Here is a 13,300-nt window from a genome sequence, read left to right as displayed (position 1 = left end):
ATGAGGGCGCAGGTCTCCGTCCTCCGTGCCGTAACCCGCCGTCGCTTATGTGGTTCCTCCGTCCCACGCGAGGAGTTCCGCATGCACCACGCCCCGAGACGACGCTCGATCCTCCTGGCCACGGCCGCGGTTACCGCGGCGGCGGCGGGCCCCGCCGTCGCCTCCGACGCCCGTCCGGCGCACGGCCACCGGCCCTCGGGTCCGCTGGTGATCGGCCACCGGGGGGCGGCCGGCTGGCGCCCCGAGCACACCGCCGCCGCGTACACCTTCGGGGTACGGGCCGGGGCCGACTGGATCGAGCCCGACCTCGTCCCCACGAAGGACCACGTCCTGGTCGTGCGCCACGAGAACGAGATATCGGGCACCACCGACGTCGCCGCGCACCCGGAGTTCGCCGGCCGCCGCACAACGAAGACCGTGGACGGCAGGGCCGTCACCGGCTGGTTCACCGAGGACTTCACGCTCGCCGAGCTGAAGACGCTGCGGGCGGTCGAGCGGCTGCCGCTGGTCCGCAACCGCAACACGGTCTTCGACGGCCGCCAGCAGGTCATGACGTTCCAGGAGGTCATCGACCTGGCGCGCGCCCTGTCGAAGGAGCACGGGCGCCGCATCGCGGTCTTCCCTGAGACGAAGCACCCCACGTACTTCCGGTCGATCGGGCTGCCGCTGGAGCCGGAACTGATCCGCGTCATCCGCCGCAACCGGCTGAGCGCCCGCGAATGCGTCGTCCAGTCCTTCGAACCGTCCAGCCTGCACCGGGTGGCCGAGGCCCGGCTCGGGCTGCCGCTCTGGCAGGCGCTCGGCACGAGCGGCGGTCCTTACGGCCACACGGTCACGTACAAGGAGATGATGACGCCCGCCGGGCTGCGCGAGATCGCCCGTTACGCGGACTGGATCGGCCCGGACAAGTCCTCGCTCGTCCCGCCGCTCACCCTGCTGGCGGACGCGCACGCGGCGGGCCTGAAGGTCGGCGCGTACACCTTCCGCGCGGAGAACCAGTACCTGCCGGCCCCGTACCGCCGGGGCACCGCACCCACCGAGTTCGGTGACGCGTTCGCCGAGTACGCCTTCCACTACGCGCAGGGCGTGGACGCCGTCGTGACGGACTTCCCGGACATCGCGGTGAGCGCGCGGGAGGACCTGCGGGCCTGAGCCGGAGAGCGGCGGCCGGGCGGAAACGGGCGTGCGGCCGTCCGGAGGCGCCTGCCATCATGAGGGCCCACCCGTAGTCGAGACCGCCGGAAGCAGCCCACATGAGCCTCGTACCCGCCGATCCCACGGTGCTGCACCCCATGCCGGGGCAGCCACGGGTGGTGCAGCTGAAGCCGCTCGTGACCTCGCCGCTGATCGAGGTCGGGGAGTTCTCGTACTACGACGACCCGGACGACGCGACCGGGTTCGAGACGCGCAACGTGCTCTACCACTACGGGCCGGAGAAGCTCGTCATCGGGAAGTTCTGCGCGATCGGCACGGGGGTGCGGTTCATCATGAACGGCGCCAACCACCGTATGGACGGCCCGTCCACGTTCCCGTTCCCCACGATGGGCGGCTCGTGGGCCGACCACTTCGACCTGCTGACCGGCCTGCCCGGCCGGGGCGACACCGTCGTCGGCAACGACGTGTGGTTCGGCTACCGCACGACGGTGATGCCCGGCGTACGGATCGGGCACGGCGCGATCATCGGTTCCGGTGCGGTGGTCGTCTCCGACGTACCGGACTACGGGATCGTCGGCGGCAACCCCGCGAAACTGATCCGGACCCGGTACGAGGACGAGGACATCGCCCGCCTCCTCGCCGTCGCCTGGTGGGACTGGCCCGCCGAGCACATCACGGAGCACGTACGCACGATCATGTCCGGCAGCGTCGACGAGCTGGAGGCGGCCGCACCCGGCGAGCGGAGCGCCCGGTGAGCTTCGATCCCCGCCCCATCGACCGGGAGCCCGCTCCCTGCGCCGTCCTACTGACCGGCATCCCGGGAAGCGGGAAGTCCACGGTGGCCGCCGCGCTGGCCGCGCGGCTGCGGAGGTCGGCGCACATCGACGTCGACGCGCTCCAGGACATGATCGTCAGCGGGAACGAGTGGCCCACCATGGAGGGCAACGCGGAGGCGGACCGGCAGATCTTCCTGCGGGCCCGGCACGCCTGTCTGCTGGCGGACAGTTTCGTGGCGGCGGGCTTCGTCCCCGTACTCGCCGATGTGGTCGTACGCCGCACCCATCTCGACTTCTACCGGGAGACGCTGGCGACCGGCCGGTTCCACGTCGTCGTCCTGGCCCCGGACCCGGACGTCGCCCGGGAGCGCAACCGGACCCGGGACAAGGTGCTGGCCACCGACTGGTCGCCCCTGGACCGTGCGATGCGTGCGGAGCTCGGTGATGCGGGAACGTGGATCGACACCTCGGGGCAGTCGGTCGGGGAGACGGTCGAGGCGGTCCTGTCCGCGACCGACCTCGACGCAGTCCAACGGGATCAGGCCACTGCGTAACCGGCGCGTGCCGCTCCCCACCCCGCAGGGCGTCGCCGCCTGCCTCGCATGCGGGAGGGCGGGCTCCGGACCTCGTCCGGAACCCGCCCTCCCTGTGCGACGTCAGTCGAAGACCGGGCCCTGGGTCCGGGTCCGCTTGATCTCGTAGAAGCCGGGGATCGACGCCACCAGCAGCGTGCCGTCCCACAGCTTCGCCGCGTCCTCGCCCTTGGGGGCGGGGGTGACGACCGGGCCGAAGAAGGCGATCTGCTCGCCGTCGGCGCCCGGAACGGCGATGACCGGTGTGCCGACCTCCTGGCCGACCTTGTCGATGCCCTCCTTGTGGGAGGCGCGCAGCTCGGTGTCGTAGGCGTCGGAGTCCGCGTACGCCGCGAGCTCGACCGGCAGGCCGACCTCTTCCAGGGCCGTGACGACGGCCGCGGGCGTGGGGCCCTCGCCCTTGTTGTGGAAGCGGGTGCCGAGCGCCGTGTACAGGGGGCCGACGACCTCGTCGCCGTGCTTCTGCTGGGCGGCGATGACGACCCGGACCGGGCCCCACGCCTTCGTCTCCAGCATGTCGCGGTACTCCTCGGGCAGCTGGTCCAGCTTGTCCTCGTTGAGTACGGCCAGGCTCATCACGTGCCAGCGGACCTCGACGTCGCGGACCTTCTCCACCTCCAGCATCCAGCGGGAGGTCATCCACGCCCAGGGGCAGAGCGGGTCGAACCAGAAGTCGACCGGAGTCCTGCCGTTCGCCGTGCTGTTGTCAGACATGTCTCTCCTCAGAAGGGCGCGACCACTGAGCGGCACAACGCCACGGGGCGGCCCTGCCATTCCCGGATACCGGCGCCATGACCGGCATGCGAGGATCAAAGCCGTTCGAACGAGACCGGCCGGCACTCGTGCGGTGGGTGCGATGCCGCCCCCCGACTGCCGGTCGGGCTGAGACACGAAGGAGTGCCTGTGCCCGGTGAAAACCTGTCCCGCGACGAGGCCCATGAGCGGGCCGAGCTGCTGACCGTCGACGGTTACGAGGTCGCCCTCGACCTGCGTTCCGCCGTCGGTGAGCCCGACGGGGACGAGGGGGAGGCCGGCCCGCGCACCTTCCGTTCGCAGACCACCATCCGGTTCCGCGCCGCACGTGCGGGGGCCTCGACCTTCGCCGATCTGCTGGCTCCGAGCGTGAGCGCCGTGACGCTGAACGGGAAGCCCCTGGACCCGGCGGTCGTCTTCGACGGGACCCGGGTGACGCTCGACGGCCTCGCCGGGGGCGACAACGTCCTGGTGGTCGACGCGCAGTGCGCGTACAGCCGGACCGGCGAAGGTCTGCACCGCTTCGTCGACCCGGAGGACGGCGAGGTCTACCTGTACACGCAGTACGAGCCGGCCGATGCCCGGCGCGTCTTCGCGAACTTCGAGCAGCCCGACCTGAAGGCGCCCTTCCGCTTCGAGGTCACGGCTCCCGACGGCTGGACGGTCCGGAGCAACGGCGCCGAGGAGTCCCGCGACGGGGAGGTGCGGCGCTTCGCCGAGACGAAGCCGATCTCCACGTACATCACGGCGGTCGTCGCCGGTCCGTACCACTACGAGACCGACCTCTACACCCGGGTGTTCGACGACGGCACGACGCTGGAGATCCCGCTCGGCGCGATGTGCCGCAAGGGCCTTGCCCGCCACTTCGACGCGGACGACATCTTCCTCGTCACCAAGCAGGGCCTGGACTTCTTCCACGACAACTTCGACTACCCGTACCCGTTCGGGAAGTACGACCAGGCGTTCGTGCCCGAGTACAACATCGGCGCGATGGAGAACCCGGGCTGTGTCACGTTCCGCGAGGAGTACATCTACCGCGGCAAGGTGACATCGGCGTCGTACGAGCGCCGGGCCAACGTCATCCTGCACGAGATGGCGCACATGTGGTTCGGCGACCTGGTCACCATGCAGTGGTGGGACGACCTGTGGCTGAAGGAGTCCTTCGCCGACTTCATGGGCACGTTCTCCCAGGTGGAGGCGACGCGGTTCACCAACGGCTGGGTCACCTTCGCCAACAACCGCAAGGCGTGGGCCTACCGCGCCGACCAGCTGCCGTCCACCCACCCCGTCACGGCCGACATCCGTGACCTGGAGGACGCCAAGCTCAACTTCGACGGCATCACGTACGCCAAGGGCGCCTCGGTGCTGAAGCAGCTGGTGGCGTACGTCGGACGGGACGCGTTCCTCGAAGGCGCCCGGCGCTACTTCAAGCGGCACGCCTACGGCAACACGCAGCTCGGCGACCTGCTGTCCGCGCTCGCCGAGACGTCCGGGCGCGACATGACGGTCTGGTCGCGTGCCTGGCTGCAGACGGCGGGCGTCAACGTGCTCACGCCGGACGTGACGTACGACGTGGCCGGCCGGATCACCGAGCTGGCCGTCCTCCAGGACGCCGCCGCCTCCCACCCGGAGCTGCGCCCGCACCGGATCGCGGTCGGCCTCTACCGGCACGACGCCGACGGGGCCCTGGTCCGTTACGCCCGCGCCGAGGTGGACGTCGCCGGGGCGCGCACGGTCGTCGGGGAGCTCGCCGGGGCGGAGAAGCCCGAGCTGATCCTCGTCAACGACGACGACCTCACGTACTGCAAGGTCCGCTTCGACGCGGGGTCCCTCGCCACCCTGGGGGCCCACCTCGGTGACATCACCGATCCCCTGGCGCGGGCGGTCTGCTGGTCGGCTCTGTGGAACCTGACGCGGGACGGGCTGTTGCCGGCCCGGGACTTCATCTCCCTCGTACTCGCCTTCTCCGGCCGCGAGTCGGACATCGGCGTGCTCCAGATGCTGCACAACTGGACGCAGTCGGCGCTCGTGCACTACATCGCGCCCGGGTGGCGCGAAGAGGGCGGCCGGCTGCTGGCCGGGGGCGCGCTGCGTGAGCTGCGCACCGCGGAGCCGGGCAGCCAGCACCAGCTGACCTGGGCACGGTTCTTCGCGGCCGTCGCCACGTCGGACACGGACTTCCAGCTGCTGGCGGGGCTGCTCGACGGCTCGGCGCACATCGACGGCCTGGAGGTCGACCAGGAGCTGCGCTGGGCGTTCCTGTCGCCGCTGGCCTCGCACGGACAGGCCGACGAGTCGGTCATCGACGCCGAGCTGGCGCGCGACGACACGGCGTCCGGCAAGCGGCACCACGTGCGGTGCCTGGCCTCGCGGCCGTCCGCGGCCGTCAAGGCGCAGGCGTGGGCCGCGGTCGTGGAGTCGGACAAGCTGTCCAACGCGCTGGTCACGGCGACGATCGCGGGCTTCGTGCAGTCCTCGCAGCGGGAGCTGCTGGCGCCGTACGCGAGCGCGTACTTCGACGCGATCGAGCGGGTGTGGGCCGAGCGGTCGATCCAGATCGGCATGGACGTGGTCTCGGGGCTGTTCCCGGGGCTCCAGGACAGCCCGGAGACGCTGGAAGCGACGGACGCGTGGCTGGCCTCGCACGCGGACGCGGCGCCGGCGCTGCGGCGGCTGGTCCTGGAAGCGCGGGACGATCTGGCGCGGGCGTTGCGGGGACAGGCGTGCGACGCGGTGTGACCCGGGTCGGGTGCGAGGGTTGCGTCCTCGGACGCCGGACGGGCTGAGGTCTGGGCCCGGCCCCGGGTCGCCCGTTCGTGGCGGCCCGGGGCCCTGCCGGCAGGTGGACGAGCCCGTACGCACGACGTTCGTACGGGCATGCGGATGGCCGCCACAGGATTTCCGGGCGGGACGGGTCTTTTCGGCAGTCGAACTCCCGTACTTTAGGGCGGCGTTGTCCCGGAATGTCGACGAACGTGTAACAGAGGTTAGGGCCCCCTCAGTGAGCGGGCACCCCGGGGGCATGACGCAGAACACCCCTCTCTCCCTCCGCCCCCACCTGGTACGGCACCACGTGCAGTCCGCCGCGCAGTTGCGGGCGCGGGGCGTGTCCGCCGCGCAGACCGCCGCACAGTGCCTGCCCGGTGGTCCGTGGCAGCAACTGCTGCCCGGTGTATACCTGTTGCACCCCGGCCCGCCCACCGGCGAGGAGCGGTTGCACGGCGCCCTGCTCTACGCCGGCCGCCCACCCGTGTCCGCGCGGCGCTCGGCGGCGCCCGCACCGGCCGGGCCCCCGTACGGGGAGGCCATGGCGACGGGGCCGGCCGCGCTCACCCTGTACGGGTTCTCCTCCGCCCCGCCCGTGGCCTCGCTCCACCGGATCGACGTGCTGGTGCCCCGCACCCGGCGGTTGCGCTCGACCGGGTACGTACAGGTGCTGCGCCGCGCCGGGCTGCCCAGACCCGTACAGGTGGACGGGGTCCCGGTAGCCCCCGTGGAGCGGGCTCTCGCGGATGCCGTCGCCGGGATCACGGACGGTTCCATGGCGCGCCGGATGCTGACGGAGGCAGTCCGGGGCGGGCACTGCGAACCGGCAGCGGTGGTACGGGAGTTGAGTGCGGCGAAGCTGCTGGGGCTGGCCCATGTGAGGGAGGCCGTCGAGTCCTTGCTGGCCGAGGGCCGGGCGGTGGCGGAGAGCCGGCTGTACGAGATGGTCCGTACACGGGGACTGCCTGCCCCGCTGTGGAACGTGGACCTGCGCCTGCCGGGCGGCCCCCGTCTGGGCGAGGTCGACGCGTACTGGCCCGACCAGGCCGTGGCCGTCGAGATCGACTCCCGTACCCCCTCAGAGGACGGCGAGGCGCACTGGTCCGCGTACGCCGACAAGCGCGACCACCTGGAACGGCTCGGGATCACCGTCGTCCACGTCACGGCGGAGAAGCTGCGCGAGACCCTGGAGCAGCAGGCGACCGTGGTGCGCACGGCACTGATGGCGGCGAACGACCGCGAACCGGCCGCCTATGTGGTGATCCTGCCTCGGTGAAGGCACCTATGGGCCCATTCGTCCCGCGTGACGCTTTGACCTCATTGGCGGATCTACGCCATGTCCCATACTCGCCCCCGTCAACTCTCCACAAACCCCTGTCATTTACGACAGGGTGAGCGGTCATCGGGTACCGAATTCCGGACTCTCTCTTTCACATACAGGGATGCTGATGACCAAGGAATCCCCCAGCTTCATACCCGGAGCGAGACGAGCGGCCAGAATCGCCGCCGCCGCCGGTCTGGTGGCCGCGCTGGCCGCCTCCGGCGCAGCCCCGGTCTTCGCCGCCGACGACCCGGCCACCGCACCGGTCAAGCCCTCCGCCGCCAGCGGCAAGGGCGACAAGCTCGGCAGTGCCGACGCCGACGTGCTGGCGCAGGCCGAGGCCAAGGGCGAGAAGAACATCACGCTCATGGTCGCCACCGCCCCCGGTGCGACCGAAGAGGTCACCCGGCAGCTGGACGCCGTCAAGGGGTCCGTGCTCGGGCAGACGTACGACAAGCTCGGCTACGTCCGCGCGACCGTGCCGACCGCCACCGCCGAGGCCACGCTCAAGGCGGCGCAGAAGCTGTCATCCGTGTACGGCATCGATCTCAAGCAGGAGATCAAGCTCGACGACCCGACTCCCGCGGGCGACCGCGCGGCCGGTGCGTCGACGCAGGCCACGGGCTCCTACCCGGCGCCCGGCAAGGACACCCCGGCGAAGAACCCGTACAACCCGTCCTTCGAGACGGGCGCGGTCGACTTCGTCGCGCAGAACCCGAAGGCCGACGGCCGCGGTATCACCATCGGTGTCCTGGACTCCGGCGTCGACCTCGGTCACCCGGCGCTGCAGAAGACCACCACCGGCGAGCGCAAGATCGTCGACTGGGTGACGGCCACCGACCCGGTCAGCGACGGCGACGGTACGTGGCTGCGGATGACGGCCTCCGTGGCCGGTCCCACCTTCACCATCGGTGGTCGCACGTACGCGGCGCCCGAGGGCGCGTACAAGATCCAGCTCTTCTCCGAGGCCGCCACCCGCGGTGGCGACATGGCGGGAGACCTGAACCGGGACGGCGACACCACCGACGTGTGGGCCGTCCTCTACGACGCGGTCACCGGCACGGCGCGCGTCGACCTCAACAACGACGCCGACTTCACCAACGACGCCGTCATGAAGCCGTACAAGGACGGCCACCAGGTCGGCTACTTCGGTACGGACAACCCGGCGACCGACGTCGTCGAGCGGATTCCGTTCGTCGTCGAGACCCGCAAGAACGTCGTGTACAACGCGGCCGGCGCCAAGGCCGACTTCGTGAACATCGGCGTCATCGAGGGCTCGCACGGCACGCACGTCGCGGGTATCACCGCGGCCAACGGCCTGTTCGGCGGCAAGATGAACGGCGCGGCGCCCGGCGCCAAGGTCGTCTCCTCGCGTGCCTGCACCTGGTCCGGCGGCTGCACCAACATCGCGCTGACCGAGGGCATGATCGACCTCGTCGTGAACCGCGGGGTCGACATCGTCAACATGTCGATCGGCGGCCTGCCGCCACTGAACGACGGCAACAACGCCCGCGCGGAGCTCTACAAGCGGCTCATCGACAACTACGGCGTCCAGCTGGTCATCTCGGCCGGCAACGACGGCCCGGGTGTGAACACCATCGGTGACCCCGGTCTCGCCGACCACGTCATCTCGGTGGGTGCGTCCATCTCCAAGGAGACGTGGGCCGCGAACTACGGCTCGAACGTCACCAAGAAGTACGCCATGCTGAACTTCTCCTCGCGCGGTCCGCGTGAGGACGGCGGCTTCGCCCCGATCCTGACGGCTCCGGGTGCCTCGATCAACACCACCCAGACGTGGCAGGCCGGCGGTCCGGTCAAGGAGGCCGGCTACAGCCTGCCGGCCGGTTACTCCATGCTGCAGGGCACGTCGATGTCCTCGCCGCAGGCCGCCGGTGCCGCCGCGCTGCTGCTCTCGGCCGCGGAGCAGAAGAACATCGAGCTGCCCCCGGCCGATCTGCGCACCGCGCTGACCAGCACCGCCACCCACATCAGCGGTGTGCCCGCGCACGCCCAGGGTGCCGGTCTGATGAACATCATCGGTGCCTGGAAGTCCATCAAGTCGGGTGCCACGGCGCACGAGTACTCGGTGAAGGCCCCGGTCGACACCGCGATCGACTTCGCGCTGAAGACCCCGGGCTTCGGCACGGGCCTGTACGACCGTGAGGGCGGCCTGAAGGCCGGCCAGACGAAGACGTACGACGTGACGGTCACCCGCACCACGGGCCCCGACCGCAACGTCGCGCACTCGCTGTCCTGGAAGAACAACGACGGCACCTTCTCGCTGGCCGGTTCGAGCACCGTCCACCTGCCCCTCGGCAAGCCGGTGACCGTCAAGGTCAAGGCGCGCCCGGGCAGTGCCGGTGTGCACAGCGCGATCCTCAAGGTGAACGACTCGCGGACCGTCGGTGTGGACCACCAGATCCTCGCCACCGTCGTCGTCTCCAAGCAGCTCGTGGCGCCGGGTTACTCCTACACGACGTCCGGCTCGGTGCAGCGCAACGGCCACAAGTCGTACTTCGTGAACGTGCCGGAGGGCGCGAAGACCCTTGAGGTCGCCCTCAGCGCACTCCGTTCGGGCAGCCAGACGCGGTTCATCTCCATCCACCCCTACGGGGTCGCGGTGGAGGACAGCGCCACGATCTACTGCTACCCGAACTACGAGAGCCCGACCAACACCTGCCGTCCGGACACACGTTCCTACAAGGACCCGCAGCCCGGAGTCTGGGAGATCGAGGTCGAGTCGCGCCGTACGTCGCCGCTGCTGGACAACCCGTACAAGCTGGACGTCTCGCTGCTCGGCGCCACCTTCGACCCGGCGGTGCAGACCATCGCCGAGGCGAAGGTCGGCACCCCGGCCGCGGTGAACTGGACGGTCACGAACAACGCGGGTGACCTGGAGGGCAAGCTCAAGGGCGGCTCGCTGGGTTCGGCCAAGGTCGAGCGCCCGTCGATCGCCACGGGCGAGACGTACGAGACCACGGTCACCATCGGTGAGGGCGTCGAGAAGCTCGACTTCGCCATCGGTGGCACGTCGGACGCCAACGCCGACATCGACCTGTACGTCTACAACGGCGACACCGAGGTCGGCGCGTCCACGACGGCCGGTTCCGAGGAGTCGGTCAGCCTGGTGAAGCCCGCAGCCGGTACGTACACCGTCGTCGTCGACGGCTACGCGGTTCCGGCGGGGACCACCGAGTACGACTACCGCGACGTGTACTACGCGCCGTCGCTCGGTGCGATCACGGTCGACGAGTCGAAGTCGGTGACCCTGGCCAACGGCGCCTCGGCCCAGCTCGGCGCCGAGGTCCTGGTCGCCGGTGCGGCACCCGAGGGACGTCAGTTCTTCGGTGAGGTCCAGCTGGTGAACGCCCGCGGCACAGCGGCGGGCACCGGCAGCGTCGTGATCGAGAAGGTCACGCCGTAACGGCCGGCAGTACCTGAACAGCGGGGCGGGCGCTCTTCCGGGAGCTCCCGCCCCGCTGTGCGTCATCCGGGGTCCGTGCAGTCCAGGGTGCGCGAGGCGGGCAGCGCGTCCGTCATCCACTGCCAGGCGGCGGCCCGGTCGTCACCGAGGTACGACTCGACCCCCTCACCGGGGAAGCGCGAGACGACCACGAGCATGGGCCTGCCGGGCCGGAAGTAGTTCTCCTCGGCGCCCGGGACGATGAACGAGGTCTCCCGGGGCCCCTTGTCCGGCTTGAGGTACCGGTCGACCGTCAGCACGACCCGTACGAGGCCGCCGGCCCGTTCCGTCCGGCTGACCGTGCCGTCCGCGACGACCCGCGCGCAGGCCAGCCGGCCCTCCTCGGTCAGTTTGACGTCGCCGCTCTCCTCCGACGGCTGAGCGACCGACCAGAGAATCCCGGTCCCGGTCAGACAGACGGCGATCACCACCGACGCCGCCAGCGCGAGCGGTCCCTTCCTGGTCCACCGGGAGCGGGCGGGCGCGTGCGCCTCCGGGGCGGCCAGCCGGTCCCCGACGATGCGCAGCTGCTCCCCGAGCAGTTCCATGTCCCTGGCCGCTGCGGCATGCCGGGCCGCGGCGGCCGCGTCATCGTCCGCGTCGGGCGACGGCTCCCCCAGCAGTACGGCCATCAGCTCGTCCTGTTCGTCCGTGTCCACCGTCACACCACCTCGTCCGCGTGCGTCCGCGCCAGTCGTTCGCGCATCGCTCCGGCCGCCGTGTGCAGGCGGCTCTTCACCGTGCCCTCGGGAATGCCCAGCTCCGCCGCGATCTGCGGTACGGAGAGATCGGCGTAGAACCGCAGCACCAGGGCCTGACGCTGCGCGGCGGGCAGCTCGTCGAGTCCCTCCGCGACGGTGAGGGCCAGCAGCCTGGCCTCCTGGCCGCCCTCGGTCAGGGAGTCCGCCGGGCTCAGCGCGGCGAGCCGGGCGCCGATCCGCTCCTGCCTGCTGCGGCCCCGGTGCCAGTCGGCGGCCAGGTTGGAGGCGACCACGGCCGCCCAGGCGCCGATCTCGCGGGGAGCCTCCCGGCCGCCGGCCGATCGCTCCAGGAGGCGCAGCCGTACCTGCTGCACCCCGTCCTGGAGGTCGGAGTGTGGCACTCCGCCCAGTGAAAGAACCGCCCGTACGCGGTTCACGTGTGCCGGGCCGAGGGGATCTTCCCCCGCGCCGGCCGCCTTCCTTCCCAGCAAGGACTGCCTCCCCCTGAACGTGTTTCCCCTGTGACGCGGAAGAGCGGCGGAACGTTCACCCGGACGGCGTTCGCCGTCCGAGGAACGGACAATGGATTGGACAAGGCGGGCAGGGACATACGCATCATGGAGCGGCAAGCGGGTCGCACACACGTACAGAGGAGTCTTCGTGAAGGTCGGAATCGTCGGCGCCACCGGTCAGGTCGGCACAGTCATGCGCAGCATCCTGGCCGAGCGGAAGTTCCCCGTCGCCGAACTGCGGCTCTTCGCCTCCGCGCGTTCCGCGGGCTCCACGATCGAGTGGCAGGGCACGGACATCACCGTCGAGGACGCCTCCACGGCCGACTACACGGGCCTGGACATCGTGCTGTTCTCGGCCGGCGGCGCGACGTCGAGGGCGCTCGCCGAGAAGGTCGCGTCCCAGGGCGCCGTCGTGATCGACAACTCCTCCGCATTCCGGATGGACCCCGAGGTGCCGCTGGTCGTCTCCGAGGTCAACCCGCACGCGGCGAAGGTCCGCCCCAAGGGCATCATCGCCAACCCGAACTGCACCACGATGGCGGCCATGCCCGTGCTGCGCCCGCTGCACACCGAGGCCGGCCTGGAGACGCTGACGGTCGCCTCGTACCAGGCGGTGTCGGGCTCCGGTGTCGCCGGTGTCGCCGAGCTGCACGGCCAGGCGCTGAAGGTCGTCGCCGAGGCCGACAAGCTGGCCCATGACGGCGAGTCCGTCGACTTCCCCGCGCCCGCCGTCTACAAGCGTCCGATCGCGTTCAACGTGGTGCCGCTGGCCGGCTCGATCGTGGACGACGGTTCGTTCGAGACGGACGAGGAGCAGAAGCTCCGTAACGAGTCCCGCAAGATCCTGGAGATCCCGGAGCTCAAGGTGTCCGGCACCTGTGTCCGCGTCCCGGTCTTCTCGGGCCACTCGCTCCAGATCAACGCCCGGTTCGCCCGTCCGGTCAGCGTCGAGCGCGCGTACGAGCTGCTGAAGGACGCCGAGGGCGTCGAGCTGTCCGAGATCCCGACCCCGCTCCAGGCGGCCGGCAAGGACGCCTCGTACGTGGGCCGCATCCGCGTCGACGAGACCGTCGAGCACGGTCTGGCGCTGTTCGTCTCCAACGACAACCTGCGCAAGGGCGCGGCACTCAACGCCGTGCAGATCGCGGAGCTGGTGGCGGCCGAGCTGAACGGCTGACACCCACGCTCCGCGAAAGGGGCGGCCACCGGATGTAGCGGGGGCGGCCCTTTCGCGTGCCTCCGAGGGCGAGGTGGCGCCGC

10 protein-coding genes are annotated in these 13,300 nt (G+C 70.7%); 7 read left to right on the top strand and 3 right to left on the bottom strand.

The features are described from left to right. Nucleotides 1-81 precede the first annotated feature (81 nt). The 3 genes from ACFWSK_RS28030 (at nt 82) to ACFWSK_RS28020 (ending at nt 2,485) form a co-directional block, all read left to right on the top strand. Entirely contained in the window at nt 82-1,152 is a 1,071-nt protein-coding gene (locus ACFWSK_RS28030; RefSeq protein WP_383791826.1) for a glycerophosphodiester phosphodiesterase family protein, read from the top strand. Nucleotides 1,153-1,253: 101 nt separating this feature from the next. Further along, nucleotides 1,254-1,910, top strand: a complete 657-nt coding sequence (locus ACFWSK_RS28025) for a CatB-related O-acetyltransferase (RefSeq protein ID WP_383791823.1) — start codon at nt 1,254-1,256, stop codon at nt 1,908-1,910. Next, nucleotides 1,907-2,485 carry an AAA family ATPase gene (locus tag ACFWSK_RS28020; protein WP_383791821.1) on the top strand — a complete coding sequence of 193 codons (579 nt, stop codon included), beginning with the start codon at nt 1,907-1,909 and terminating at the stop codon, nt 2,483-2,485. The genes ACFWSK_RS28025 and ACFWSK_RS28020 overlap by 4 nt, the downstream gene beginning before the upstream one ends. Nucleotides 2,486-2,587: 102 nt before the next feature. On the opposite strand, the gene ACFWSK_RS28015 is transcribed toward ACFWSK_RS28020, so the two are convergent. Then, nucleotides 2,588-3,238 carry a DsbA family protein gene (locus ACFWSK_RS28015; RefSeq protein ID WP_383791818.1) on the bottom strand — a complete coding sequence of 217 codons (651 nt, stop codon included), beginning with the start codon at nt 3,236-3,238 and terminating at the stop codon, nt 2,588-2,590. A 189-nt stretch (nt 3,239-3,427) separates the two neighbouring features. Here ACFWSK_RS28015 and pepN point away from each other — a divergent pair, with 189 nt between their 5' ends. The 3 genes from pepN (at nt 3,428) to ACFWSK_RS28000 (ending at nt 10,788) form a co-directional block, all read left to right on the top strand. After that, a complete protein-coding gene (gene pepN / locus ACFWSK_RS28010) occupies nt 3,428-6,016 on the top strand; it encodes an aminopeptidase N (RefSeq protein ID WP_383791815.1) in 2,589 nt (862 codons plus the stop codon). A gap of 283 nt (nt 6,017-6,299) precedes the next feature. Then, nucleotides 6,300-7,319 (top strand): hypothetical protein, encoded by a 1,020-nt coding sequence (locus ACFWSK_RS28005; protein ID WP_383791810.1) that lies wholly within the window; start codon nt 6,300-6,302, stop codon nt 7,317-7,319. 166 nt (nt 7,320-7,485) lie between these two features. Beyond that, on the top strand, nt 7,486-10,788 hold the full coding sequence (locus ACFWSK_RS28000) for a S8 family serine peptidase (RefSeq protein ID WP_383791807.1): 3,303 nt from the start codon (nt 7,486-7,488) through the stop codon (nt 10,786-10,788). A gap of 62 nt (nt 10,789-10,850) precedes the next feature. On the opposite strand, the gene ACFWSK_RS27995 is transcribed toward ACFWSK_RS28000, so the two are convergent. Together ACFWSK_RS27995 and ACFWSK_RS27990 are read right to left on the bottom strand one after the other, a co-directional pair. Beyond that, entirely contained in the window at nt 10,851-11,486 is a 636-nt protein-coding gene (locus ACFWSK_RS27995; RefSeq protein ID WP_383791804.1) for a hypothetical protein, read from the bottom strand. 2 nt (nt 11,487-11,488) lie between these two features. Beyond that, entirely contained in the window at nt 11,489-12,019 is a 531-nt protein-coding gene (locus ACFWSK_RS27990; RefSeq protein ID WP_383791800.1) for an RNA polymerase sigma factor, read from the bottom strand. Nucleotides 12,020-12,188: 169 nt separating this feature from the next. Here ACFWSK_RS27990 and ACFWSK_RS27985 point away from each other — a divergent pair, with 169 nt between their 5' ends. Further along, on the top strand, nt 12,189-13,217 hold the full coding sequence (locus ACFWSK_RS27985) for an aspartate-semialdehyde dehydrogenase (protein ID WP_383791797.1): 1,029 nt from the start codon (nt 12,189-12,191) through the stop codon (nt 13,215-13,217). The last annotated feature ends 83 nt before the right edge of the window (nt 13,218-13,300 follow it).

Source organism: Streptomyces sp. NPDC058620 (assembly GCF_042717135.1).
Taxonomy (GTDB): Bacteria; Actinomycetota; Actinomycetes; order Streptomycetales; family Streptomycetaceae; genus Streptomyces.
Note: the sequence above shows the minus strand (reverse complement) of the source record. Positions and strands in the feature narration are given on the sequence as shown.